The sequence below is a fragment of the Caballeronia sp. J97 genome, from assembly GCF_905220305.1.
Taxonomy (GTDB): Bacteria; Pseudomonadota; Gammaproteobacteria; order Burkholderiales; family Burkholderiaceae; genus Caballeronia.
The window spans coordinates 14,700-39,181 of sequence record NZ_CAJMZL010000030.1 but is presented as its reverse complement, the minus strand read 5'-3'; the positions used below and the strand labels follow the sequence as shown (position 1 = coordinate 39,181).

Sequence of the window (24,482 nt, the reverse complement as noted above, 5' to 3'; positions counted from 1 at the left end):
TTCACATAAACCATAGCGTCGCCGTAGAGCATTTTCCCTAGGGCAGAGAGCGGCTTAGGGGCCTCGTTGCACGGCAATTGCATGTGTTTGTTCACGCTGCCGCAACGGCTCCGAAAGGCCCCCGATCGGGGTAACACAAACGCGACCAACGGAATATCCAGAATGGCACGGCTTGCACGACTCTACGTTCCCGAACAGCCGCAGCATGTCATCCTGCGTGGTCTCGACCAGCAACCCGCCTTCGTCGACGACCAGGACTACGAGCTCTTCATCGACTGCTTGAGGACTGCTTCACGTGATCATCACCTCTCGATTCACGCTTATGCGCTGATGCCGCAAGCGGTGCATCTGCTCGTCACGCCGCGTGACGAATCCAGCTTGCCCAAGGCGATGCAGGCGGTCGGACGTCGCTACGTAGCGCATTTCAATCGCCGTTACATGCGGCGCGGCACGCTCTGGGAGGGCCGCTATCGCGCGACGGTCATCGAAGGCGAACGCTATTTCTTGCTCGCCACGCGCGTCGTCGAAATGGCGCCTGTGCGCGCGCAACTCGTCGCGGCGCCGCAGGACTACAAGTGGTCCAGTTTCCGTCATCACATCGGGCTCGCGCTCGATGGCCTCATCACCGACCATCCGCTCTTCTGGTCGCTCGGCAACACGCCGTTCGAACGACAGCACGCGTACAAGGAATTGTGCGAACAACCGCTCGACGAGCGCGAGGCCAACCGTCTCCTGCAAGCGACACTCAAAGGCTGGGTGCTGGGCAGCGACGCCTATCGCGAATGGGCGTCGCATGCGGCCAATCGTCGGGTGTCGCCGCTGCCGCGCGGCCGTCCGCGCAAGATCCGCGAAACCCCGCAGCCGCAATAACGGCGTTCGACTGCACTCCCGAAGCACAAAACGAAACGGCGTTTCGATTTTTTCGAATCACGCCGTTTCTTTTTAACACATAATGATGCGACCCCAATATGATGGGGCGTGTTTGCACCATATCGATAATTGGTGCCATATCATCAAGTTTTATTTGCCATCACTTTGATTCGTCGCGTATATTTCGATTTCCGGCGTTTGCCGCGGTGCAGCGTGCCGCGCACGACCGTGCTTCGTGACACATCAGGTTGAAAAAAGTCGTCGCAAGCGACAAGAAAATGGTTCAACGGCCGAGCGAGTCGGCCCCTCACAGTAGAGACGGTGTCCCCATGAACGATCATCAGCAACCGGCAGCCGGTTCGCTTCCCGCCGCGCAGGGCATGTACGACCCTGCGAACGAACACGACGCCTGCGGCGTCGGCTTCGTCGCCCATATCAAAGGGAAAAAGAGCCACGAGATCATTCAGCAGGGTCTCAAGATTCTCGAAAATCTCGATCACCGTGGCGCGGTCGGCGCCGATCCGCTGATGGGCGATGGCGCCGGCATCCTGATTCAGGTGCCGGACGGCTTCTATCGCGAGGAAATGGCCAAGCAGGGCGTGACGTTGCCGCCGGCTGGCGAATACGGCGTCGGCATGATCTTCCTGCCGAAGGAGCACGCATCGCGTCTCGCGTGCGAGCAGGAGCTCGAGCGCACGGTGAAGGCGGAAGGCCAGGTCGTGCTCGGCTGGCGTGACGTGCCCGTCGATTCCAGCATGCCGATTTCGCCCACGGTGAAGGCGAGCGAGCCGCTGATCCGCCAGATCTTCATCGGTCGCGGCAAGGACATCGTCGTGACGGACGCGCTCGAGCGCAAGATGTACATCATCCGCAAGACTGCGAGCCATCGCATCCAGGCGTTGAAGCTCAAGCACGGCAAGGAATACTTCGTGCCGTCCATGTCGTCGCGCACGGTCGTCTACAAGGGCCTGCTGCTGGCCGGTCAGGTCGGCGTGTATTACCGCGATCTGCAGGACGAGCGCGTCGTGTCGGCGCTCGCGCTCGTGCACCAGCGCTTCTCGACCAACACGTTCCCGGCGTGGGAGCTCGCGCACCCGTATCGCATGATCGCGCACAACGGTGAAATCAACACCGTGAAGGGCAACGTCAACTGGCTGAACGCGCGTACCGGCGCGATCGCGTCGTACGTGCTCGGCGACGATCTGCCGAAGCTCTGGCCGCTGATCTATCCGGGCCAGTCGGACACGGCATCGTTCGACAACTGTCTCGAACTGCTCGTGATGGCCGGCTACCCGCTCGTCCACGCAATGATGATGATGATCCCGGAAGCGTGGGAACAGCACACGCTGATGGACGACAACCGCCGCGCCTTCTACGAATACCACGCCGCGATGATGGAGCCGTGGGACGGCCCCGCCGCGATCGCGTTCACGGACGGCCGCCAGATCGGCGCCACGCTGGACCGCAACGGCTTGCGTCCGGCGCGCTATCTCGTCACCGACGACGATCTCGTGATCCTCGCGTCGGAATCGGGCGTGCTGCCGATTCCCGAATCGAAGATCGTCAAGAAGTGGCGCCTGCAGCCGGGCAAGATGTTCCTGATCGACATGGAGCAGGGCCGCATCATCGAGGACAAGGAGCTGAAGGACAACCTGTCCAACGCGAAGCCGTACAAGAGCTGGATCGATGCCGTGCGCATCAAGCTCGACGAAATCGAGCCGAAGGCGGAAGACGTCGAGACGCAACGCCGCGAAGCCGCCGCGCTGCTCGACCGTCAGCAGGCGTTCGGCTACACGCAGGAAGACCTCAAGTTCCTGATGGCGCCGATGGCGCAATCGGGCGAGGAAGCCGTCGGCTCGATGGGCAACGACTCGCCGCTCGCGGTCATGTCCAACAAGAACAAGACGCTCTACAACTACTTCAAGCAGTTGTTCGCGCAAGTGACGAACCCGCCGATCGATCCGATCCGCGAAAACCTCGTCATGTCGCTCGTCTCGTTCATCGGCCCGAAGCCGAACCTGCTCGACACGACCAACATCAACCCGACGATGCGCCTCGAAGTGTCGCAGCCCGTGCTCGACTTCAAGGACATCGCGAAGATCCGCGCGATCGACAAGTACACGGGCGGCAAGTTCAGCTCGTATGAGCTGAACATCTGCTACCCGGCGGCGTGGGGCAAGGAAGGCATCGAGGCGCGCATCGCGTCGCTGTGCGCGGAAGCCGTCGACGCCGTGAAGTCCGGCTACAACATCCTGATCGTGTCCGATCGCAAGATGGACCGCGACAACGTCGCGATCCCGGCGCTGCTCGCCACGTCCGCGATTCACTCGCATCTCGTGCAGCACGGCCTGCGCACGAGCACGGGTCTCGTCGTGGAAACGGGCTCCGCGCGCGAGACGCATCACTTCGCGCTGCTCGCGGGCTACGGCGCGGAAGCCGTTCACCCGTACCTCGCGCTGGAAACGCTCGCCAACATGGCCGAAGGCCTGAAGGGCGATCTGTCGGCGGACAAGGTCATCTACAACTTCACGAAGGCGGTCGGCAAGGGCCTGTTGAAGGTCATGTCGAAGATGGGCATCTCGACGTACATGTCCTACACCGGCGCGCAGATTTTCGAAGGCGTCGGTCTGTCGTCGGAGCTGGTCGAGAAGTACTTCAAGGGTACGGCGACGAAGGTCGGCGGCATCGGCATCTTCGAAGTGGCGGAGGAAGCGATTCATCTGCACCGCGAGGCGTTCGGCGACAACCCGGTCCTCGCGAACATGCTCGACGCGGGCGGCGAATATGCGTACCGCGTGCGCGGCGAAGAACACATGTGGACGCCGGACGCGATCGCCAAGCTGCAGCACTCGGCGCGCAGCAACTCGTATCAGACGTACAAGGAATACGCGCACATCATCAACGACCAGACGAAGCGTCACATGACCTTCCGCGGTCTGTTCGAGTTCAAGGTCGAGCCGACGAAGGCAATTCCGCTCGACGAAGTCGAATCGGCGAAGGAAATCGTCAAGCGCTTCGCCACCGGCGCGATGTCGCTCGGCTCGATCAGCACGGAAGCGCACGCGACGCTGGCTGTCGCGATGAACCGCATCGGCGGAAAGTCGAACACCGGCGAAGGCGGCGAGGACGAAACGCGTTATCGCAACGAGCTGCGCGGCATCCCGATCAAGAACGGCGACACGCTGCAATCGATCATCGGCAAGGAAGTCGTCACCGACATCCCGCTGAAGGAAGGCGATTCGCTGCGCTCGAAGATCAAGCAGGTGGCGTCGGGCCGTTTCGGCGTGACGGCGGAGTATCTGTCGTCGGCGGATCAGATCCAGATCAAGATGGCGCAGGGCGCGAAGCCCGGCGAAGGCGGTCAGTTGCCGGGCCACAAGGTGTCCGATTACATCGGCAAGCTGCGTTATTCGGTGCCGGGCGTCGGCCTGATTTCGCCGCCGCCGCACCACGACATCTATTCGATCGAAGACCTCGCGCAACTGATTCACGATCTGAAGAACGTGAATTCGTCGTCGAGCATTTCGGTGAAGCTGGTGTCGGAAGTCGGCGTCGGCACGGTTGCCGCAGGCGTCGCGAAGGCGAAGGCGGATCACGTCGTGATCGCCGGTCATGACGGCGGCACGGGCGCGTCGCCCTTGTCGTCGCTCAAGCATGCGGGCACGCCGTGGGAACTCGGCCTCGCCGAAACGCAGCAGACGCTGGTGCTCAACCGTCTGCGCGGCCGTATCCGCGTGCAGGCCGACGGTCAGATGAAGACCGGCCGCGACGTCGTCATCGGCGCGCTGCTCGGCGCGGACGAATTCGGCTTCGCGACGGCGCCGCTCGTCGTCGAAGGCTGCATCATGATGCGCAAGTGTCATCTGAATACGTGCCCGGTCGGCGTCGCGACGCAGGATCCGGTGCTGCGCGCCAAGTTCTCCGGCCAGCCGGAGCATGTCGTCAACTTCTTCTTCTTCGTCGCGGAAGAAGTGCGCGAAATCATGGCGCAATTCGGCATCCGCAAGTTCGATGACCTGATCGGCCGCGTCGATCTGCTCGACATGAAGAAGGGCATCGAGCACTGGAAGGCGAAGGGTCTCGACTTCTCGCGCATCTTCTATCAGGTGCCGGTGGGCGAGGACGTCGCGCGCAAGCATGTCGACGTGCAGGATCACGGTCTCGACAAGGCGCTCGATCACACGCTGATCGAGAAGTCGAAGGCGGCGATCGAAAAGGGCGAGCACGTGTCGTTCATCCAGCCGGTGCGCAACGTGAACCGCACGGTGGGCGCGATGCTGTCCGGTCTGATTGCGAAGACGCATGGCCACGACGGCCTGCCCGACGACTCGATTCACATCCAGTTGAAGGGCACGGCGGGCCAGAGCTTCGGCGCGTTCCTCGCGAAGGGCGTGACGCTGGATCTCGTCGGCGACGGCAACGACTACGTCGGCAAGGGCTTGTCGGGCGGGCGCATCATCATTCGCCCGACCAACGACTTCCGCGGCAAGTCCGAGGAAAACATCATTTGCGGCAACACGGTGATGTACGGCGCGATCGAAGGAGAATCGTATTTCCGCGGCGTCGCGGGCGAGCGCTTCTGCGTGCGTAACTCGGGCGCGACGGCGGTCGTCGAAGGCACGGGCGATCACGGCTGCGAATACATGACCGGCGGCACGGTGGTCGTGCTCGGCGAGACGGGCCGCAACTTCGCGGCGGGCATGTCGGGCGGCATCGCGTTCGTGTACGACCCCGAAGGCGCGTTCGCGGGCAAGTGCAACAAGTCGATGGTCGCGCTCGATCCGGTGCTGCAGCAGGCCGAACAGGAGCGCACGGTGGATCGCACGCTGTGGCACACCGGCAAGACCGACGAAGCGCTGTTGAAGGGCCTGATCGAGCGTCACTTCCAGTTCACCGGCTCGCCGCGTGCGAAGTCGCTGCTCGAGAACTGGGACTCGGCTCGCCGTCAGTTCGTCAAGGTGTTCCCGACCGAGTACAAGCGCGCGCTCACCGAGCTCGGCGCGAAGAAGGGCAAGGAAGCGGTCGCGGCGTAAAGCCCGGTCTCACAAGTCATAGAAAGGCTCTCCGGTGCGCGTGCATCGGAGAGCGCGATCCTCACCAAATACAGAGAAAGAAATGGGCAAGGCAACCGGTTTTCTCGAGTTCGAACGCCGCCACGAGGCGTACGAAGCACCGCTGACCCGCGTCAAGCATTACAAGGAATTCGTCGCCGCGCTGACCGATGAAGACGCGAAGATTCAAGGCGCGCGCTGCATGGACTGCGGCATTCCGTTCTGCAACAACGGCTGCCCGGTCAACAACATCATTCCGGACTTCAACGATCTCGTGTTCCAGCAAGACTGGAAGAGCGCGATCAACGTGCTGCACTCGACCAACAACTTCCCGGAATTCACGGGCCGCATCTGCCCGGCGCCGTGCGAGGCGGCGTGCACGCTCGGCATCAACGACGATCCGGTCGGCATCAAGTCGATCGAGCACGCGATCATCGACAAGGCTTTCACGGAAGGCTGGGTCGTGCCGCAGCCGCCGAAGCACAAGACGGGCAAGAAGGTCGCCGTCGTCGGTTCGGGCCCTGCCGGTCTCGCGGCCGCGCAGCAGCTGGCGCGCGCGGGTCATGAAGTCGTCGTCTTCGAGAAGAACGATCGCATCGGCGGTCTGCTGCGCTACGGCATCCCCGACTTCAAGCTGGAGAAATGGCTGATCGACCGCCGCATGCGTCAGATGGAAGCGGAAGGCGTGTCGTTCCGCACCAACGTGTTCATTGGCAAGGATGCGCTGCCGGACTACATCGCGAATACGGCGAAGGAAACGATCACGCCGGACGAGCTGAAGGAACAGTTCGATGCGGTCGTGATCGCGGGCGGTTCGGAAACGCCGCGCGACCTGCCGGTGCCGGGCCGCGAGCTCGAAGGCATCTATTACGCGATGGAATTCCTGCCGCAGCAGAACAAGGTCAACGCGGGCGACAAGCTCTCGTACCAGTTGCTCGCGAAGGGCAAGCATGTCGTCGTGATCGGCGGCGGCGATACGGGTTCGGATTGCGTGGGCACGTCGAACCGTCATGGCGCGAAGGACGTGACGCAGTTCGAGTTGCTCGCGCAACCGCCCGAGGAAGAGAACAAGCCGCTCGTGTGGCCGTACTGGCCGATCAAGCTGCGCACGTCGTCGTCGCATGAAGAAGGTTGCGAGCGCGACTGGTCGGTCGCGACGAAGCGCTTCGAAGGCAAGAACGGCAAGGTCGAGAAGCTGATCGCGGTGCGCGTCGAGTGGAAGGGCGGCAAGATGCAGGAAGTGCCGAACTCCGAATTCGAACTGAAGGCGGATCTCGTGCTGCTCGCGATGGGCTTCACGCAACCGGTTTCGCCGGTGCTGGATGCGTTCGGCGTCGAGAAGGATGCGCGCGGCAACGTGCGCGCCGCGACCGAGGGCGACAAGGCGTATTACACGTCGGTGGACAAGGTGTTCACGGCGGGCGACATGCGGCGCGGTCAGTCGCTGGTCGTCTGGGCGATTCGGGAAGGACGCCAGTGCGCGCGGTCGGTGGATGCGTATCTGATGGGATCGAGCGAGTTGCCGCGGTAACGGTCCGGCGCGTCATGAAAGCGAAAAGGCCACGCGAATTGCGTGGCCTTTTTGTTTCGGACTCAGGCGACGCGCATCCGGTGGCGAATCTTCTTTTCGAGCGCGATTTTTGCATCGATCGAGTCGACCATGTCGTTCGCGGCATTCATGAGTCGGCGCAGGTCGACACTAGGAATTGCGCTGGCATCTTGAAAGACCACGATCGAGTCGAAGCGCTCGATGTACTGGTCTATGTGTTGCAGCACGATGGTCGCGGTGCGCGCGCGTTCCTGATTCGGAACGCCGAATACGAATAGCGGCGTTTGCGAGCCTTTCAGAAAAAAGTCGATTGGATAATCGGCCGCATGGGGGACTTCCGGCGCCCGGTAGTTTTCGATGACACTTTCGGCGCCGACGATTTCCGTGAGATTCAGCTTGAGATCGTCGAAGAAGGTCGATGCAACGCGTGCTTTGCTCCAGCTTCTGAGATCGTTGACCCGGAGCAGCGCTTGTCCATAACGCAAAAGCGAAATGCCGAGAAGCGGCTCATCCGTTTCCGACACTATCTGGCCGTCGTCGGCGAGCCGTGCGCCATACTCGGACAGCATCTTGTCGAGCAGTACGCGCCTCGGACCGCGCATCAAGGCAGAAGTATCCGAATCGTATGAGATGCGCATCAACGTAGCGCCGGCGTCTTCGAGACGCCAGCCGCCCATTGTCTGCCGCAGCCACACGGTCACGTAATCGCCGTCGGGCTCGAGCAATGGCATGGAAAGCCGCAGGGCGTCGCCGTCTCGCGCGACTTCGAGTTCGGAACACCACGATTCGCACAGCAGCCGCTTCACCGCCTCGGGTGTGTCGTGCACCATGTCAGAACTCGAGCTCGGGTTGAAATGGGTTGAATGCGTGCGGTGCGATTTCGAAATCCCTGCAGAGCGAATCGAACGCGCTTTCAACGGAATTGTAGTGTGAGACGGGCTCGGCGTATCCGTCCGCATCGAGTCCGGCTTCGATATAGCGATGTGTGGCGAGATGCCTGTGACAGCCAGCCGGAACCTTCGTACGCTCGACGATGTTTCTATGCGGATGATACGGGCCGTTATAACGGACCAGGACGAGTGTCGCTTCGGGCGACCAGACCCGCGCGAGTCCCACCGAGTACACGGTTTCGTTGGTTTCTGAAATGCGCACGAAGAGTCGATATGCCTGCGTGGCATCGCGAGCGTCGTGAAGCGTGAAATTCTTCTCCCGATGTCCGCCCTTGCGCACCCATCGCGCGCGCGGGTTGACGATCACCTTCGGCGCACGACGCATTGCATCGAGATCGTCGTCGGTCAAGAGTTCGAGGTCCATCTGCAGTCTAGAGTGACGAAGATCCGACAGTCTAGGACGCGACAAGTCGATCAGATCAACCGCAACGACAAATAGGAAAAACCGCACCGATGATTGCTCAGGGGTGCGGTTTATCGATCGAATCACGGAGCGAAAAAAGCTTCAAACCTCGGCCATCGCCCTCTCGATCTCGATCTTGTAATCGTGGAACATCGCCACCGACTCGCGATGCGCCACGCTCAGGATCGCCGCCTTCGGCAGCCGCTCGACGAGCGTGTTGTAGATATGCAGCTCGTTCTCGGCATCGAGCGCGCTGGTGGCTTCATCGAGGAACGCGAAGTCCGGCTTGTGCAGCAGCACGCGCGCCGCAGCGAGCCGCTGCTGTTCGCCCGGCGACAGGCTCCGCGCCCAATGCGCGCTTTCCTCCAGCCGATCCACATAAGCTTCGAGATTGCACAGACGCAGCACTTCACGCGATTCGTCGTCGCCGAACGTGCCGCCAGGCGAGGGATACGCAAGCGCCGCGCGCAGCGTGCCGATCGGCAGATAGCTCATCTGCGGGATGAACATCATCTTCGCGTCGACGGGGGCGTCGATCGTGCCGTCGCCGAACGGCCACAAGCCCGCGAGCGCGCGCATCAGCGTGCTCTTGCCCGATCCCGAAGGACCGACGACCAGCCAGCGCGATCCCGGTTCGATCGACACATTCGCCACGCGCGAAAGCGGCGTGCCGTTGGGCAGCGCGAGCATGAGGCCTTTTGTGGTGAGCGACGGCGTGCTCGTGAAATGCAGGTTGATGCCGCCGTGCTCCGTCGCCGGCGACGTTTCCTCGCGGATGTGCGTCGAGCGCATCACGCGCTTGAATTCGCGAAGACGATTGACGGTGGCGCGCCATTCGACCAACGTCGAATAACTGTTGATGAACCAGGAAAACGAATCGCTGACAGTGCCGAACGCCGATGAAATCTGCATCAGCACGCCGAACGAAAACGCGCCCGCGAAGTAGCGCGGCGCGGCGACCATGATCGGAAAGATGATCGCGATCTGTCCGTAGAAGGAAAGCACGAAGGTCATGCGCTTCGTGTACTTCATGATCATCCACCAGTTGTCGCGGATGCGCTGGAAGATGGTCTTCGCGTTCGCGGTTTCGGTGGCGATGCCGTCGTAGAACGCGATCTGCTCGGCGTTCTCGCGCACGCGGATCAGGCCGAAACGGAAATCCGCCTCGACCTTCTGCTGCTGATAGTTGATCGACACGAGCGGATGGCCGACCTTCTGGATGATCAGCGAGCCGAGAATCGCATAGAGCGCGGCGGCCCACACCATGTAGCCCGGAATCGTGATCGGCGTGCCGCCGAGCGAGAAGGTCAGCGCGCCCGCGATGGTCCAGAGAATCGTGATGAAGGTGACGAGCGTGACGAGCGTCGAAAGCAGGTCGAGGGACAGCGAAAGCGTCGTGGTGGCGAAAGACTGCAGGTCGTCGGAAATACGCTGGTCGGGGTTGTCGGCCAGGCGGTCGCGCTCGATGCGGTAAAACGCCTTGTCCCCGAGCCATTGCTCGAGAAACCTGTTGGTGAGCCATTGCCGCCAGCGGAACGCGAGCATCTGCCGCAGATATCGCCCGTACACAGCGAGCAGGATGTACGCGAACGCGAGGCCCGTGAAGATCAGCAGCAGATGCGGAAAGTCCTTGACGTTCTTGTTCTGCAGCGCGTTGTAGAAATCCGCGTTCCAGCTGTTGAGCCGGACGTTGATCCACACGACCGTCATGTTGATCGCGATGATCGCCACGAGCAGGCCCCAGGCGATTCCGCGCTCCTCCGACACCCAGTAGGGCTTGATGAGGCTCCAGGCCGAGACTTCGTCGGCTTTCTGCTGCGTGCTTTCGGTACGAGTGTTGATCATGAGTTTCCTGCTGATGCGTCTTCGAGGCGCCCGATTGTTCCGTCCGCGGCCGGGCCGCGCGCGGCCTTGTCCGGCCCGGCAAATTGTTCCGGGGTTCTCTTAACGCTCACTTAATTTCGCGCAATCGTTCGGAGAACCATGTTCGCGGCATTGTGCCAGAGTGCCGCCGCGCACGATAAAAGGCGGGCAATCCCGGTTTGCAGCCGCTTCGCCTTTCATGTTTTAATGGTCCTCGACGAAACAGGGGTGCTTCGCGTGCATCGGCGGCCGGAACGGTCGGCAGCGCGGCGAGGCTGAGAGAGACCCTTTGCACCCGATCCGGGTAATACCGGCGAGGGAAGTTTCCGGAGAACGCGCGATCCTCGCGCCATTCCTCCAGTCTCTTCCAGTACTTTCTTTCCGCCCGGCGCGTTTCATTCGATGTCGGGGCCGGTCTCTCCGCTGATTTCGTCCTTGTGATGTGGCGCCGCGCCAGCACGGTCGAGATCGCGTACTTCGTCTCCTTCGTGCGGTGCAGCGCCACGCGTACGGAGACATCGAATTGATCAAGAGAATCGAACAGGGCGCCGTGCGCGGGCCGGATTTCGCAGTCATCGGCGGCGGGCTCGTCGGGCGGCTCGTCGCCTGGCAACTCGCGGGCACGGGCCACGACGTCGCGCTCTACGAACGCGGCGACGCGGCCGGCACGCAATCGGCCGCTTGGGTCGCCGCCGCCATGCTCGCGCCGCTCGCGGAAGCCGCGAGCGCGGAGCCGCTCGTCGTCGGGCTCGGAGCGGCGTCGCTGGAGCGCTGGCCGCGCATCGTCGGGCAATTGCCCGAACCGGTCTTCTTTCAGCGCAACGGCACGCTCGTCGTCTGGCACGGCGCCGATCGCGCGGAAGCGCCGCTCTTTGAGCGCCGTCTGAAGGCCAACTCCCCCGCCGATCTGCTCGATGGCGGGTTCGTCAAGCTCGCGGGCGCGCAGGTCGCGCAAGCCGAACCGGCGCTCGGGACGCGCTTCGCACAGGGCTGGCTGCTGCCGAACGAAGGGCAACTGGATAACCGCCAGGCCCTGAGCGCGCTCGCAGCCGGACTTGCGGCGCGGGGCGTGCGCACGCACTGGAATACCGCCGTCGACGCGATGCCCGATGCCCGCTGGATCATCGATTGCCGCGGTCTGGGCGGCAAGCCCGCGTGGCCCGCGCTGCGCGGCATTCGCGGCGAGGTCGCGCGCGTGCATGCGCCGGGCATCGGTCTGACGCGGCCCGTGCGGCTGCTGCATCCGCGCTACCCGCTCTATATCGCGCCGAAGCAAGACGATCTGTACGTGATCGGCGCGACGGAGGTGGAGGGCGAGGACATGTCGCCGGTGAGCGTGCGCTCGGCGCTCGAACTTCTCAGCGCCGCGTTCGCGGTGCATCCGGGCTTCGGCGAGGCGCGCATCCTGGAGTTGAACGCGCATTGCCGGCCGACCTTGCCGGATCATCGGCCGGCCATCGTCTGGGACGGAGCGCGAACCTTGCGCGTGAACGGACTGTACCGGCACGGCTTCATGATCGCGCCGGAAGTGGCGGATGCCGCGTGCCGTCTGGCCGACGCGCTCGTTTCCGGCGACGTTGCCGATGCCGACACTTTTTCCGATTTCCGCGGCGCCGCGCGCTGGCCAGAACTGCTGCACGGCGAGTTCGCCGTCGCGCCCGCGCTTTCGCAATGAGCAAGAGACAACAGACATGAACATCCACATCAATCAGCGCGCGTTCGATTTGCCCGACGCCGCCACGGTCACCGAAGCGCTCACCGCGTTCGGCGCGAAGCCGCCGTTCGCGGTCGCGTTGAACGGGCAGTTCGTCGCGCGCGGCGAGCACGCCACGAAAACGCTCGCCGCCGGCGACAAGCTCGACGTCGTGTCGCCCGTCGCGGGCGGCTGAATTCAGAACCGAAGGATCCCACCATGACCATCTCCACCGCTGACGTTCTCACGCTCTACGGCGAGACGTTTCCGAGCCGCGTGCTGCTCGGAACCTCGCGTTATCCATCGCTGCAATCGCTTTCCGACTCCATCGACGCCGCGCGGCCAGGCATGGTCACCGTCGCGCTACGGCGCCAGTCGGAGACCGGCGAGGCCGGTTTCTTCGATGTGTTGAAGCGCCACGGCGTCGCGCTCCTGCCGAACACGGCGGGCTGCCAGAGTGTCGACGAAGTGCTGACGACCGCGCACATGGCGCGCGAAGTCTTCGAGACGCCGTGGATCAAACTGGAGCTGATCGGCGACGACTACACGCTGCAGCCCGATCCGATCGGCCTCGTCGAAGCCGCGGCGAAGCTGATTCGCGAAGGTTTCAAGGTGCTGCCGTATTGCACGGAGGATCTGGTCATCGGCCGGCGCCTGCTCGATGCCGGCTGCGAGGCGCTGATGCCGTGGGGCGCGCCGATCGGCACCGGCAAGGGCGTGACCAACCCGTACGGATTGCGCACGTTGCGAGAGCGTCTGCCGGATGTGCCGCTGATCGTCGATGCCGGTCTCGGCGTTCCGTCGCATGCGTGTCAGGTCATGGAGTGGGGCTTCGACGGCGTGCTGCTCAACACGGCCGTATCGCAGGCGACTTTTCCGCCGCAGATGGCGCGCGCCTTCGCGCTCGGCGTCGAGGCGGGGCGCACCGCGTTCCTCGCCGGCCCGATGGCCGAGCGCGACAGCGCGCAGGCGAGCACGCCGGTCGTCGGCATGCCGTTCTGGCACCAGGACGGAGGCGCGGCATGAGCTTGCTGAATCGCGAAGTTTTCTGGCCGCCCGCCGATGAACTGATCGAAGTCGCCGAGCGGATTCGCGCGCGTCTGGGCGAATGGCCCGCGGCCGAAACGCGCTGGCGCATCTGCCTGACCGCGCCGGAATCGCCCAAAGCGGACGATCTGATCGTGTTCACCGAGCCGCATGACGCGGATACCGAGCGGCTCGCGAAAAGCGGCGCGGCGGCGCTCGAAGCGCGCGACGGCCGCGTCACGCTGCGTCGCGGCGACGAGCGTTTCGCGCTGGAAGGCGAATGGTCGGACGATTGGCTCTCGGCGCTCGCCGCCTTTCTCGATTGCAACTTCGAGCCACACGACGCGCTCACGCTCGCGCTCGCCTGGCGCGCGGGCGACGAGAACAAGGTCGACGCCTGGCCGGTCGATTTCGCGACGTTCCCGCGCGTCGCCGATTTGCCGGCGGCGCCCAAAAACGGCTTCCCGGCGTGTCCCGACCGGCTCGGCCTGTACCCCGTGCTGCCGAGCGCCGACTGGGTCGAGCGCGTTCTGGATGTGGGCGTGGGCACGACGCAACTGCGGCGCAAAACGACCGACACGACCGATTTGCAACGCGAGATCGCACGCTCGGTCGAAGCGGGAAGCCGGCACGGCGCGCGGGTTTTCATCAACGATCACTGGCGCGAGGCGGTCGCGGCAGGCGCGTACGGGGTGCATCTGGGCCAGGAGGACGTGCAGACGGCCGACCTGAACGCGATCGCGAAAGCAGGCGTGCGGCTTGGTTTGTCGACGCACGGCTATTACGAAATGTTGCGCGCGCTGCATTTCAGGCCGAGCTATCTCGCGCTGGGCGCCGTCTTTCCGACCACGACGAAAGTCATGCCGACGAAGCCGCAAGGCCTCGCGCGCCTCACGCGCTACGTGCAGTTGCTGTCCGGCCGCGTGCCGCTCGTCGCGATAGGCGGAATCGATGCGAACGTCATGCCCGACGTGCTGGCGACGGGTGTCGGCAGCGCGGCGGTGGTGCGTGCGGTCACCGAAGCGCCGGACACCGCCGCGGCGGTCTTTTCGCTGCAACAGATGTTTGCAAGTCAACGGTGAATATTCCCAAAAACAAGGAGAGGCAGGACTAGGCAAAGCACCGATTGCGCGCAGGCCCTATAATTCGGCGTTTTGCGTCAACCGAATCTCTCACCCAGTGCCTGCTTCCTCCGAGACTCTGCTAGAGCTGCGCGACGTCGATTTCGGCTACGGCGACCGGCTTGTTCTGTCGAACCTGAACATGCGTTTCACGCGTGGGCAGGTTGTCGCGGTCATGGGCGGCTCAGGCTGCGGCAAAACCACGACCTTGCGTTTGATCGGTGGCCTCGTGAAGGCGAGCCGCGGCCGGGTCATGTTCGGCGATCAGGACGTCGGCGCGCAGACACGCGACGGCCTGTACGCGCTGCGCCGAAAAATGGGCATGCTGTTCCAGTTCGGCGCGCTGTTCACGGACCAGACCGTGTTCGAGAACGTGGCGTTTCCGCTGCGCGAGCACACCGACTTGCCCGAAGCCTTGCTTCGCGACCTCGTGCTGATGAAGCTGAATGCGGTCGGCCTGCGCGGCGCGCGCGATCTCGCGCCGTCGGAGATTTCGGGCGGCATGGCGCGCCGTGTGGCGCTCGCTCGCGCAATCGCGCTCGATCCCCAACTGATGATGTACGACGAGCCTTTCGCCGGTCTCGATCCCATCTCGCTCGGCATCACCGCGCAACTCATCCGCACGATCAACGACGCGCTCGGCGCTACTTCCATTCTCGTCACGCATGACGTGCCGGAGTCTTTCGCGATTGCGGACTACGTATATTTCATCGCGAACGGCGGGATTCATGCCGAGGGCACGCCGGCGCAACTGCGCGCATCGCAGGATCCGACCGTGCGCCAGTTCATCGACGGCACGCCGGACGGCCCGTTCAAGTTCCACTACGCGAGCACGCCGCTCGCCGCGGATTTCGGCATCGGAGGGCAGGCATGATCAGCGCGCTCGGACGCTGGGTGCTCGACGGTTTCGGCACCGCAGGCTACGCGACGCGCATGTTCCTGCGCCTCGTGCTCGAATTTTTCCCGCTGCTGCGTCGCCCGCGCCTCGTCACGAAACAGATCCACTTCGTCGGCAATTATTCGCTCGTCATCATCGCGGTGTCGGGGCTGTTCGTCGGTTTCGTGCTCGGCTTGCAGGGCTATTACACATTGAGCCGCTACGGTTCGGAACAGGCGCTCGGCCTGCTCGTCGCGCTGTCGCTCGTGCGCGAGCTCGGGCCGGTCGTCACGGCGCTGCTGTTCGCGGGGCGCGCGGGCACGTCGCTCACGGCCGAGATCGGCTTGATGAAGGCGGGCGAGCAACTCACGGCGATGGAAATGATGGCGGTCGACCCGCTCAAGGTGGTCGTCGCGCCGCGCATGTGGGCGGGCATCATCGCCATGCCGGTGCTGGCGGCGATTTTCAGCGCGGTCGGCATCATCGGCGGCTATATCGTCGGCGTGATGCTGATCGGCGTCGATCCTGGCGCGTTCTGGTCGCAAATGCAGGGTGGCGTGGATGTGTGGCGCGACGTCGGCAACGGCGTCATCAAGAGCATCGTGTTCGGCTTCGCGGTGACGTTCATCGCGTTGTTCCAGGGCTACGAGGCGAGACCGACGCCGGAAGGCGTGTCACGCGCAACGACGAAAACCGTCGTGTACGCGTCGCTCGCCGTGCTCGGGCTCGATTTCCTGCTGACCGCACTGATGTTCAGCTAATGGACCAAGCGCAGGCGCCGCGCAAGGCGCGTGCGTTGTGAAAGGCACAGACCCTCACACGCCATCTGCGAAAAGATTCTCTTTGGGAAGACGATGAAAAAGACTGCTCTCGACTTTTGGGTCGGCCTCTTCGTGGTGCTCGGTTTCGTGGCGCTGCTCTTTCTCGCGCTGAAGGCGGGCAACATGAGCTCCCTTTCGTTTCAGCAAACCTACGCGGTGAAACTCAAGTTCGACAACATCGGCGGATTGAAGGCGCGCGCGCCCGTGAAAAGCGCGGGCGTGACGGTCGGTCGGGTCGGCGACATCGGCTTCGACGCGAATACGTACCAGGCCGTCGTCACGATCGATATCGACAAGCAGTACCAGTTCCCGAAGGACTCGTCCGCGAAGATCCTCACATCGGGCCTGCTCGGGGAGCAGTACATCGGCCTCGAGCCGGGCGGTGACGACCAGATGCTGAAGAACGGCGACACCATCACGATGACGCAATCGGCCGTGGTGCTCGAAAACCTGATCGGCCAGTTCCTCTACAACAAGGCTGCGGATTCCGGCGCGTCGAAATCATCGGCGGCACCGGCCGCGCCCGCGCCGGCGTTCCCGGGAGCGGCGAGCGCGATGGGCGCCTCGGGTGCGGCGGGCGCGAACGCCGCCTCGAGCACGGCTCAATAAGGAGAAGAAGATGCAGGCCAAGGGGATTCGGCGTGCAATCATCGTGGCGGGCGTCATGACGCTCGCCGGTTGCGCGACCGTGACGACGCCGACGAAAGGAGACCCCTTCGAGAGCTACAACCGGACCATGTTCACGATCAACGACACCGTCGATCAATACGCGGTAAAGCCGGTGGCGAAGGGTTACGTGTGGGCCGTGCCGGAGCCGGTGCGCAACAGCGTGACCAACTTCTTCTCGAATATCGGCGACGTGTACATCGCCGCGAACAATCTGCTGCAATTGAAGATTGCGGACGGCGTGTCGGACATCATGCGCGTCGCGATCAATACGGTGTTCGGCGTCGGCGGCCTGTTCGACGTCGCGACCATCGCGAAGCTGCCGAAGCACGCCGGCGATTTCGGCCTGACGCTCGGCCACTACGGCGTGCCGTCCGGTCCGTATGTCGTGTTGCCGCTGCTCGGCCCGAGCACGGTGCGGGATTCCGCGGGCCTCGTCGTCGACTATTTCGGCAACCCGCTGACCTACGTGAGCCCGGATTCCGTGAGCTGGGCGCTCTACGGCGTGAATCTCATCAACACGCGTGCCAATCTGCTGGGCGCGACCGACGTGCTTGCCGACGCCGCGCTCGACAAGTACTCGTTCGTGCGTAACGCCTACCTGCAACGTCGTCAGTTCCTGATCTCGGGCGGCGAAGGCAACATGCCGGACTACGGCGACGCGCCTCTGCCGAACTACGGCGATGAAGGTGTGACTCCGGCTGAAGGCGCGTCGGCAGCGGCGGCGCCTGTCGCGCCCGCATCCACGGCTCAAGGTGCGGCGCCTGCTTCGGGCACGGCGGCTGAGCCCACTCCGGCCAGTGGCACCGGCAACACGGTCCCGGGCAACCAGTATGTTCCCCCGCGCGCACCGCCTGGTTTCCCTTCATTCCGCTTGCGTTGAGCGAGCGGTTACTAACGCGCGGTAACATATCTAACGACATTTCTTACGCTTTGGATGCTGTGCCGCCTGAACTCGATTCGGGCGGCGCGCTCAAACCGAAGCCTCTACTTTTGCAGGGTCAGTGATGAAAAAACTTTTGCTTCTTCCCATCTTCGCGATGTTCATGGCGATCTGTGGCGCGGCGTCGGCGCAGAGCGTCGATGCGAGCTCGCCCGACGTATTGATCAAGACCGTGACGCAGCAGGTTCTCGACGAGATCAAGTCAGACTCGAAGATCCAGTCGGGCGACATCAACAAGATCACCGAGCTCGTCAACCAGAAGATCCTGCCGTACACCGATTTCACGCGCACGACGCGTCTCGTGATGGGCCGGAACTGGAACTCGGCGACGCCGGAGCAACAAAAGCAGATCGTCGAGCAATTCAAGATGCTCCTGATCCGCACGTACTCCGGCGCGCTCGCGCAAGTGCGCAACCAGACGGTCCAGTACAAGCCGTTCCGCGCGAATCCGGACGACACCGACGTCGTGGTGCGCTCGGTCGTGATGAACAACGGCTCGCCGGTCGAACTCGACTATCGTCTGTACAAGACGGCGCAAGGCTGGCGCGTGTACGACATCAACGTGCTCGGCGCCTGGCTGATTCAGGCGTATCAGCAGCAATTCAACGAGCAGATCTCGCAAAACGGCGTGGGTGGTCTGCTGCAGTTCCTGACCCAGCGTAACCAGCAACTGGCTTCCGGCAAGGCATCGTGAGCACGCCGGCCACGGGCGGCCGCTTTCAGACGGCCGCAACGCTGACCCACGAGAGCGCGAAGGCCGCGCTCGACGCGGGTCTGTCGCGCATCGCGGCTGGCGCGACCGAAGTCGACTGCGCGCCGCTCACGCAATTCGATTCCTCCGCGCTCGCCGTGCTGCTCGCATGGCAGCGCGCGGCATCCGCGCGCGGCGCCGCTCTGGGCGTCGTCAACCTTCCTTCCGGGCTCGTCAGTCTCGCTCGAGCCTACGGCGTCGATACGCTCATCTCGTTCCGACATTGATCCTGTTCTGACTCCCCGCAGAACGCGGCGGCGTGATTCGCTGCCGCAATCAGGATCGCTCCGAAGTCGGCCTCAGCCGCTTTGCCCTATAATCAAACGTTTTTTTCGGGCCCGAACCCGGCCCTTTTTGTCTGAGCCCGGGTCCGTCAAGCGAAACTCCGCACATTCGAGGCGCGGCCGCGCGAGGCGCGCGCACTGTCTACATGTCAGCCATAGAAATCCGAAACGTCCGGAAGCGCTACAAGGATCTGCAGGCGCTCAAAGGCGTGAGCCTCACCGTGGAAGAGGGCGAGTTTTTCGGCTTGCTCGGCCCCAACGGTGCGGGCAAGACCACGTTGATCAGCATTCTGGCCGGTCTGGCGCGCGCCGATAGCGGCACGATCACTGTGCGCGGCCACGATGTCGTCAGCGACTTCCGGGCGGCGCGGCGCGCGCTCGGCGTCGTGCCGCAGGAACTGGTGTTCGATCCGTTCTTCACGGTGCGCGAGTCGTTGCGGATCCAGTCGGGCTACTTCGGCTTGCGCAACAACGACGACTGGATCGACGAGGTCATGGCCAATCTCGATCTCACTGAGAAAGCCGACGTCAACACGCGCGCGCTCTCCGGCGGGATGAAGCGCCGTGTGCTCGTTGCTCAGGCGTTGGTGCATCGGCCGCCCGTGATCGTGCTCGACGAGCCCACCGCCGGCGTCGATGTCGAACTTCGCCAGACGCTGTGGAAATTCATTTCGCGCCTGAATCGCGAGGGCCACACGATCGTGCTGACCACGCACTATCTCGAAGAAGCCGAATCGTTGTGTCATCGGCTCGCGATGCTTCGTCGCGGTGAAGTCGTCGCGCTCGAGCGCACGAGCACGCTGCTGCAGCGCTTCTCGGGCATGCAACTGTATTTGCGTTTGTCGAACGGCGCGTTGCCGGCGGACTTGCGCGCGCTCGAAGTCGATCCTCACGCGGTGTCGGGCACGCAGCATCTGCTGCGCCTCGCGAGCTACGACGAAATCGAACCGATTCTCGCGAAATGTCGCGCGGCCGGCTGCACGTTCGATGAAATCGAAGTGCGCAAGGCGGATCTGGAAGACGTGTTCGTGCAGGTGATGAACGAGCCGGAAGTGGTCGAGGGACTTTCATGAGCGGTTTCCAGACGTTGTTCTACAAGGAGCTGCTGCGCTTCTGGAAGGTCTCGTTTCAGACCGTGCTCGCGCCGGTCGTCACGGCGCTGCTGTATCTGACCATCTTCGGCCACGCGCTGTCGGGCCACGTGCAGGTGTATCCAGGCGTCGGCTACACGAGCTTTCTCGTGCCCGGCCTCGTGATGATGAGCGTGCTGCAGAACGCGTTCGCGAACAGTTCGTCGTCGCTGATCCAGTCCAAGATCACCGGCAATCTGGTATTCGTGCTGCTGCCGCCGATCGCGCATTGGGAAATGTTCTTCGCGTATGTGCTGGCCTCGGTCGTGCGCGGCCTGTGCGTCGGCCTGGGCGTGTTCATCGTGACGATATGGTTCATCCCGATGTCTTTTTCCGCGCCGTTCTACATCATTGCGTTCGCCATCCTCGGATCGGGCATTCTCGGCACGCTGGGCCTGATCGCGGGCATCTGGGCCGACAAGTTCGATCAACTGGCCGCGTTCCAGAACTTCCTGATCATGCCGCTCACGTTCCTTTCCGGCGTGTTCTACTCGACCCATACGCTGCCGCCCGTGTGGCGCGCGGTGTCGCATCTGAATCCGTTCTTCTACATGATCGACGGCTTTCGTTACGGCTTCTTCGGCCTGTCCGACGTCGACCCGCTGATGAGCCTCGGCATCGTCGGGGGATTCCTGGCCGTGCTGGCGCTGATCGCCGTGCGACTGCTCGCGAGCGGCTACAAGCTGCGTCACTAATTCTCAAGGAGACTTCCACCATGTTGCCGACTCCGGAGCAGGTGAAGGATTACATCGCCAAAGGCCTCGCTTGCCAGCATCTCGAAGTGGAAGGCGACGGCCAGCATTTTTTCGCGACCATCGTGAGCGACGCGTTCGTCGGCAAGCGGCTGATCGCGCGTCATCAACTGGTTTATGCGGCGCTCGGCGAGCGCATGCGCGAGGAGATTCATGCGCTCAGCATGAAGACCCTCACCCCCGACGAGTGGAAATCGGCCTGAGTCCACCCGGCGAAGCCAATCAGGTCATACGACTCAACCAAGTAACACCGGCATCACCGGCAGACAAAGGCAGTAAAGAGTGCGATTCATTCAAGACAACCGCGGCGCTGAAAACGGCTCCGCAGCAGGAAGCTCGGTCGAAGGACAAGCAATGGATAAACTGGTCATCACGGGAGGCGCGAAGCTCTCCGGCGAAATCACTGTATCGGGCGCGAAGAATGCGGCATTGCCCATTCTTTGCTCGAGCCTTCTCACCGCAGACGACGTCCATCTGTCGAACGTGCCGAATCTTCAGGACGTGCGCACGATGGTCAAGCTGTTGCGCCAGATGGGCGTGCAGTCCGAAGTGTCCGGCGACGGGCGCGTGAGCCTCAATGCATCGAAGGTCGACAAGCTGGTCGCGCCGTACGAAATGGTCAAGACCATGCGCGCGTCGATTCTCGTGCTCGGTCCGCTCGTCGCGCGTTTCGGCGAGGCGAAGGTGTCGCTGCCCGGCGGCTGCGCGATCGGCGCGCGTCCGGTCGATCAGCACATCAAGGGCCTGCAGGCGATGGGCGCCGAGATCAACATCGAGCACGGCTTCATCGAAGCGCGCGCGAAGCGTCTGAAGGGCGCGCGCATCATCACCGACATGATCACCGTCACCGGCACCGAAAACCTGCTGATGGCGGCGGTGCTGGCCGAAGGCGAAACGGTTATCGAGAACGCGGCGCGCGAGCCGGAAGTGAGCGATCTCGCGCATCTGCTGGTGAAGATGGGCGCGAAGATCGACGGCATCGGCACGGACCGGCTCGTGATTCAAGGCGTCGACAAGCTGCACGGCGCGAAGCACGACGTCGTGCCGGACCGTATCGAGGCGGGCACGTTCCTGTGCGCGGTCGCGGCGGCCGGCGGCGATGTCACGCTGCGCCGCGTGAGTTCGCATCTGCTGGATGCAGTGACCGCGAAGCTGCGCGAAGCGGGCGTGACCATCGAGGAAGGCGATGACTGGATGCGCGTGCGCATGGACAAGCGCGCCGATGCGGTGAGCATTCGCACGTCCGAATATCCCGCGTTCCCAACGGACATGCAGGCGCAGTTCATGGCGCTGAACTCGATCGCGAACGGCACGTCGCAAGTCGTCGAGACGATCTTCGAAAACCGCTTCATGCACGTGCAGGAACTGAATCGTCTGGGTGCGCGCATCACTATCGACGGCAACACGGCGCTCGTCGCCGGCGTCGAAAAACTGTCCGGTGCGAAGGTCATGGCGACCGACCTGCGCGCGTCGGCGAGCCTCGTGATCGCGGCGATGTGCGCGGACGGCGAGACCCTGATCGACCGCATCTACCATCTGGATCGCGGCTACGACCGCATGGAGTCGAAGCTGACGGCTGTCGGCGCGAACGTACGCCGCATCAAGGGCAGCGGGAGCGAGCAATGAGTTCGCTGCCGCAGACCTCGTCGTCGGTGGAGCCGAGCGCGCCCCTCACGCTCGCGCTGTCGAAAGGGCGTATCTTCGAGGAAACGCTGCCGTTGCTCGCAGCCGCCGGCGTGCAGGTGGCCGAAGATCCGGAGAGTTCGCGCAAGCTGATTCTTCCGACCACGAACCCGAATCTGCGCGTGATCATCGTGCGCGCGACCGATGTGCCGACCTACGTCGAATACGGCGCGGCGGATTTCGGCGTCGCGGGCAAGGACGTGCTGATCGAGCACGGCGGCAGCGGTTTGTATCAGCCGATCGATCTCGACATCGCGCGTTGCCGGATGTCGGTCGCGGTGAAGAACGGTTTCGATTACGCGAGCGCGGTGCGCCAGGGCGCGCGCCTGCGCGTCGCGACGAAATACACCGAGACCGCGCGTGAGCATTTCGCCGCGAAGGGCGTGCACGTCGACCTGATCAAGCTGTATGGTTCGATGGAACTCGCACCGCTCGTCGGTCTAGCGGATGCGATCGTCGATCTGGTCAGCTCGGGCGGCACGTTGCGGGCGAACGATCTCGTCGAAGTCGAAGAGATCATGCAGATTTCATCGCGCCTCGTCGTGAATCAGGCGGCGCTCAAGCTCAAGCGCGCGGCGCTCAAGCCGTTCCTCGACGCCTTCGAGCGCGCCACGGCCGCAACCGGAAATTAGGCGAGCCGCAGCCGCGGCGCGCCATCAGCAAAACGGAAAACCAGCATGTCTATCAAGATTCGCAAACTCGATTCCAGCACCGATGGTTTTCAAAAGGCGCTGCGTGCGGTCCTCGCGTTCGAAGCGAGCGAGGATGAGGCGATCGAGCGCTCGGTCGCGCAGATTCTCGCGGATGTGAAGGCGCGCGGCGACGAAGCCGTGCTCGAATACACCAACAAGTTCGATCGGCTGAAGGCGAACAGCGTCGCGGCGCTCGAACTGCCGTTCTCGGAGATGGAAGCCGCGCTCGAGGGACTGGAGCCGAAGCGCCGCGCAGCGCTCGAAGCGGCCGCGGCGCGCGTGCGCGGTTATCACGAGAAGCAGCGCATCGAATGCGGCAGCCATAGCTGGCACTACACCGAAGCCGACGGCACCGTGCTCGGCCAGAAAGTGACGCCGCTCGATCGGGCCGGCATCTACGTGCCGGGCGGCAAGGCGGCGTATCCGTCGTCGGTGCTGATGAACGCGATTCCGGCGCGCGTCGCGGGCGTGAAGGAAATCGTGATGGTCGTGCCGACGCCCGACGGCGTGAAGAATCCGCTCGTGCTCGCGGCGGCGCTGCTGGGCGGCGTGGATCGCGTATTCACGATCGGCGGCGCGCAGGCGGTCGGCGCGCTCGCGTACGGCACGCAAAGCGTGCCCGCCGTCGACAAGATATGCGGCCCGGGCAACGCGTATGTCGCATCGGCGAAGCGTCGCGTGTTCGGCATCGTGGGCATCGACATGATCGCGGGGCCGTCGGAGATTCTCGTGATCTGCGACGCCACCACCGATCCGCGCTGGGTCGCGATGGACCTCTTCTCGCAGGCCGAGCACGACGAACTCGCGCAATCCATTCTGCTGTGCCCGGACGACAACTTCATCCAGCGCGTGGAAGACGCGATCGTCGAGCTGCTCCCGTCGATGCCGCGTCGCGACGTCATCCAGCGTTCGCTCGAAGATCGCGGCGCGCTCATCAAGGTGAAGGACATGGCCGAAGCGTGCGCGATCGCGAACGATATCGCGCCGGAGCATCTCGAGATTTCGGCGCTCGATCCGCATCAGTGGGCCGCGCAGATTCATAACGCAGGCGCGATGTTCCTCGGCCGCTACACGAGCGAAAGCCTCGGCGATTATTGCGCGGGCCCGAATCACGTGCTGCCGACCTCGCGCACGGCGCGCTTCTCGTCGCCGCTCGGCGTGTACGATTTCATGAAGCGCTCCAGCGTGATCGAAGTCAGCGCGGACGGCGCGCAGACGCTCGGCGAGATCGCGGCGGAACTGGCGTACGGCGAAGGTTTGCCGGCGCACGCACGCAGCGCCGAGTATCGGATGAAAAACATCGGCTGAGCCGGAAACGAACGAGGCGGCCTCAGAGCCGCCATCTAGAACCGGCGAG

General features: G+C 63.5%; 22 protein-coding genes and 1 riboswitch. Of the genes, 19 read left to right on the top strand and 3 right to left on the bottom strand.

Translation table 11 applies throughout. The features are described from left to right. Nucleotides 1-162 precede the first annotated feature (162 nt). From U4Y90_RS28725 to U4Y90_RS28715, 3 genes are all read left to right on the top strand, one after another. Nucleotides 163-870: a transposase gene (locus U4Y90_RS28725; RefSeq protein WP_062259637.1), complete on the top strand. Its 708-nt coding sequence runs from the start codon at nt 163-165 to the stop codon at nt 868-870. Nucleotides 871-1,199: 329 nt separating this feature from the next. After that, nucleotides 1,200-5,903 carry a glutamate synthase-related protein gene (locus tag U4Y90_RS28720; RefSeq protein ID WP_321799739.1) on the top strand — a complete coding sequence of 1,568 codons (4,704 nt, stop codon included), beginning with the start codon at nt 1,200-1,202 and terminating at the stop codon, nt 5,901-5,903. Between the two features lie 82 nt (nt 5,904-5,985). After that, on the top strand, nt 5,986-7,452 hold the full coding sequence (locus U4Y90_RS28715; RefSeq protein ID WP_321799737.1) for a glutamate synthase subunit beta: 1,467 nt from the start codon (nt 5,986-5,988) through the stop codon (nt 7,450-7,452). Nucleotides 7,453-7,514: 62 nt separating this feature from the next. Here the strand turns inward: U4Y90_RS28715 and U4Y90_RS28710 are convergent, their stop codons facing one another. Genes U4Y90_RS28710 through U4Y90_RS28700 form a run of 3 tightly spaced genes read right to left on the bottom strand, consistent with a single transcriptional unit; the run spans nt 7,515 to nt 10,668 of the window. Next, nucleotides 7,515-8,387 (bottom strand): DUF1828 domain-containing protein, encoded by an 873-nt coding sequence (locus U4Y90_RS28710; protein WP_321799735.1) that lies wholly within the window; start codon nt 8,385-8,387, stop codon nt 7,515-7,517. Next, nucleotides 8,302-8,910, bottom strand: a complete 609-nt coding sequence (locus U4Y90_RS28705; RefSeq protein WP_321799734.1) for a hypothetical protein — start codon at nt 8,908-8,910, stop codon at nt 8,302-8,304. The genes U4Y90_RS28710 and U4Y90_RS28705 overlap by 86 nt, the downstream gene beginning before the upstream one ends. 15 nt (nt 8,911-8,925) lie before the next feature. Beyond that, nucleotides 8,926-10,668, bottom strand: coding sequence for an ABC transporter ATP-binding protein/permease (locus tag U4Y90_RS28700; RefSeq protein ID WP_321799732.1), 1,743 nt, complete (start codon nt 10,666-10,668; stop codon nt 8,926-8,928). 232 nt (nt 10,669-10,900) lie between these two features. Beyond that, nucleotides 10,901-11,025, top strand: a riboswitch (TPP riboswitch). 187 nt (nt 11,026-11,212) lie between these two features. Between U4Y90_RS28700 and U4Y90_RS28695 the strand changes: the two genes are divergently transcribed. From U4Y90_RS28695 to hisD, 16 genes are all read left to right on the top strand, one after another. Then, a complete protein-coding gene (locus U4Y90_RS28695) occupies nt 11,213-12,361 on the top strand; it encodes an FAD-dependent oxidoreductase (RefSeq protein ID WP_321799813.1) in 1,149 nt (382 codons plus the stop codon). Between the two features lie 16 nt (nt 12,362-12,377). Continuing rightward, nucleotides 12,378-12,575, top strand: coding sequence for a sulfur carrier protein ThiS (gene thiS, locus U4Y90_RS28690; RefSeq protein ID WP_321799730.1), 198 nt, complete (start codon nt 12,378-12,380; stop codon nt 12,573-12,575). Between the two features lie 23 nt (nt 12,576-12,598). After that, on the top strand, nt 12,599-13,405 hold the full coding sequence (locus U4Y90_RS28685; protein WP_187609301.1) for a thiazole synthase: 807 nt from the start codon (nt 12,599-12,601) through the stop codon (nt 13,403-13,405). After that, a complete protein-coding gene (gene thiE / locus U4Y90_RS28680; RefSeq protein WP_321799727.1) occupies nt 13,402-14,487 on the top strand; it encodes a thiamine phosphate synthase in 1,086 nt (361 codons plus the stop codon). Before U4Y90_RS28685 ends, thiE begins: the two co-directional genes overlap by 4 nt. Nucleotides 14,488-14,584: 97 nt before the next feature. Further along, entirely contained in the window at nt 14,585-15,400 is an 816-nt protein-coding gene (locus tag U4Y90_RS28675) for an ABC transporter ATP-binding protein (protein WP_321799725.1), read from the top strand. Further along, on the top strand, nt 15,397-16,164 hold the full coding sequence (gene mlaE / locus U4Y90_RS28670; protein WP_321799723.1) for a lipid asymmetry maintenance ABC transporter permease subunit MlaE: 768 nt from the start codon (nt 15,397-15,399) through the stop codon (nt 16,162-16,164). Before U4Y90_RS28675 ends, mlaE begins: the two co-directional genes overlap by 4 nt. 93 nt (nt 16,165-16,257) lie before the next feature. After that, entirely contained in the window at nt 16,258-16,833 is a 576-nt protein-coding gene (gene mlaD / locus U4Y90_RS28665) for an outer membrane lipid asymmetry maintenance protein MlaD (RefSeq protein WP_321799721.1), read from the top strand. A 10-nt stretch (nt 16,834-16,843) separates the two neighbouring features. Then, nucleotides 16,844-17,773 carry a VacJ family lipoprotein gene (locus U4Y90_RS28660; RefSeq protein WP_321799719.1) on the top strand — a complete coding sequence of 310 codons (930 nt, stop codon included), beginning with the start codon at nt 16,844-16,846 and terminating at the stop codon, nt 17,771-17,773. A gap of 124 nt (nt 17,774-17,897) precedes the next feature. After that, nucleotides 17,898-18,527, top strand: a complete 630-nt coding sequence (locus U4Y90_RS28655; RefSeq protein ID WP_321799717.1) for an ABC transporter substrate-binding protein — start codon at nt 17,898-17,900, stop codon at nt 18,525-18,527. Continuing rightward, nucleotides 18,524-18,811 (top strand): lipid asymmetry maintenance protein MlaB, encoded by a 288-nt coding sequence (locus U4Y90_RS28650; RefSeq protein ID WP_321799715.1) that lies wholly within the window; start codon nt 18,524-18,526, stop codon nt 18,809-18,811. Before U4Y90_RS28655 ends, U4Y90_RS28650 begins: the two co-directional genes overlap by 4 nt. Before the next feature lie 203 nt (nt 18,812-19,014). Then, complete coding sequence (locus U4Y90_RS28645; RefSeq protein WP_321799713.1) at nt 19,015-19,941, top strand: ABC transporter ATP-binding protein; 927 nt, start codon at nt 19,015-19,017, stop codon at nt 19,939-19,941. Further along, nucleotides 19,938-20,693, top strand: a complete 756-nt coding sequence (locus U4Y90_RS28640; protein WP_321799711.1) for an ABC transporter permease — start codon at nt 19,938-19,940, stop codon at nt 20,691-20,693. Before U4Y90_RS28645 ends, U4Y90_RS28640 begins: the two co-directional genes overlap by 4 nt. Before the next feature lie 20 nt (nt 20,694-20,713). Then, nucleotides 20,714-20,953, top strand: coding sequence for a BolA family protein (locus U4Y90_RS28635; RefSeq protein WP_086969378.1), 240 nt, complete (start codon nt 20,714-20,716; stop codon nt 20,951-20,953). A 151-nt stretch (nt 20,954-21,104) separates the two neighbouring features. Further along, nucleotides 21,105-22,376, top strand: coding sequence for a UDP-N-acetylglucosamine 1-carboxyvinyltransferase (murA, locus tag U4Y90_RS28630; RefSeq protein WP_321799707.1), 1,272 nt, complete (start codon nt 21,105-21,107; stop codon nt 22,374-22,376). Next, nucleotides 22,373-23,065, top strand: coding sequence for an ATP phosphoribosyltransferase (gene hisG / locus U4Y90_RS28625; protein ID WP_321799705.1), 693 nt, complete (start codon nt 22,373-22,375; stop codon nt 23,063-23,065). Before murA ends, hisG begins: the two co-directional genes overlap by 4 nt. 45 nt (nt 23,066-23,110) lie before the next feature. Continuing rightward, nucleotides 23,111-24,433: a histidinol dehydrogenase gene (hisD, locus tag U4Y90_RS28620; RefSeq protein ID WP_321799703.1), complete on the top strand. Its 1,323-nt coding sequence runs from the start codon at nt 23,111-23,113 to the stop codon at nt 24,431-24,433. Nucleotides 24,434-24,482: the final 49 nt, after the last annotated feature.

Excerpts from the sequence above, each read along its gene's own strand:
- U4Y90_RS28725 (WP_062259637.1), top strand. The coding sequence starts at position 163 with ATGGCACGGCTTGCACGACTCTACGTTCCCGAACAGCCGCAGCATGTC.
- U4Y90_RS28720 (WP_321799739.1), top strand. The coding sequence starts at position 1,200 with ATGAACGATCATCAGCAACCGGCAGCCGGTTCGCTTCCCGCCGCGCAG.
- U4Y90_RS28715 (WP_321799737.1), top strand. The coding sequence starts at position 5,986 with ATGGGCAAGGCAACCGGTTTTCTCGAGTTCGAACGCCGCCACGAGGCG.
- U4Y90_RS28700 (WP_321799732.1), bottom strand. The coding sequence starts at position 10,668 with ATGATCAACACTCGTACCGAAAGCACGCAGCAGAAAGCCGACGAAGTC.
- thiS (WP_321799730.1), top strand. The coding sequence starts at position 12,378 with ATGAACATCCACATCAATCAGCGCGCGTTCGATTTGCCCGACGCCGCC.
- U4Y90_RS28685 (WP_187609301.1), top strand. The coding sequence starts at position 12,599 with ATGACCATCTCCACCGCTGACGTTCTCACGCTCTACGGCGAGACGTTT.
- thiE (WP_321799727.1), top strand. The coding sequence starts at position 13,402 with ATGAGCTTGCTGAATCGCGAAGTTTTCTGGCCGCCCGCCGATGAACTG.
- mlaE (WP_321799723.1), top strand. The coding sequence starts at position 15,397 with ATGATCAGCGCGCTCGGACGCTGGGTGCTCGACGGTTTCGGCACCGCA.
- mlaD (WP_321799721.1), top strand. The coding sequence starts at position 16,258 with ATGAAAAAGACTGCTCTCGACTTTTGGGTCGGCCTCTTCGTGGTGCTC.
- U4Y90_RS28660 (WP_321799719.1), top strand. The coding sequence starts at position 16,844 with ATGCAGGCCAAGGGGATTCGGCGTGCAATCATCGTGGCGGGCGTCATG.
- U4Y90_RS28655 (WP_321799717.1), top strand. The coding sequence starts at position 17,898 with ATGAAAAAACTTTTGCTTCTTCCCATCTTCGCGATGTTCATGGCGATC.
- U4Y90_RS28645 (WP_321799713.1), top strand. The coding sequence starts at position 19,015 with ATGTCAGCCATAGAAATCCGAAACGTCCGGAAGCGCTACAAGGATCTG.
- U4Y90_RS28640 (WP_321799711.1), top strand. The coding sequence starts at position 19,938 with ATGAGCGGTTTCCAGACGTTGTTCTACAAGGAGCTGCTGCGCTTCTGG.
- U4Y90_RS28635 (WP_086969378.1), top strand. The coding sequence starts at position 20,714 with ATGTTGCCGACTCCGGAGCAGGTGAAGGATTACATCGCCAAAGGCCTC.
- murA (WP_321799707.1), top strand. The coding sequence starts at position 21,105 with ATGGATAAACTGGTCATCACGGGAGGCGCGAAGCTCTCCGGCGAAATC.
- hisG (WP_321799705.1), top strand. The coding sequence starts at position 22,373 with ATGAGTTCGCTGCCGCAGACCTCGTCGTCGGTGGAGCCGAGCGCGCCC.
- hisD (WP_321799703.1), top strand. The coding sequence starts at position 23,111 with ATGTCTATCAAGATTCGCAAACTCGATTCCAGCACCGATGGTTTTCAA.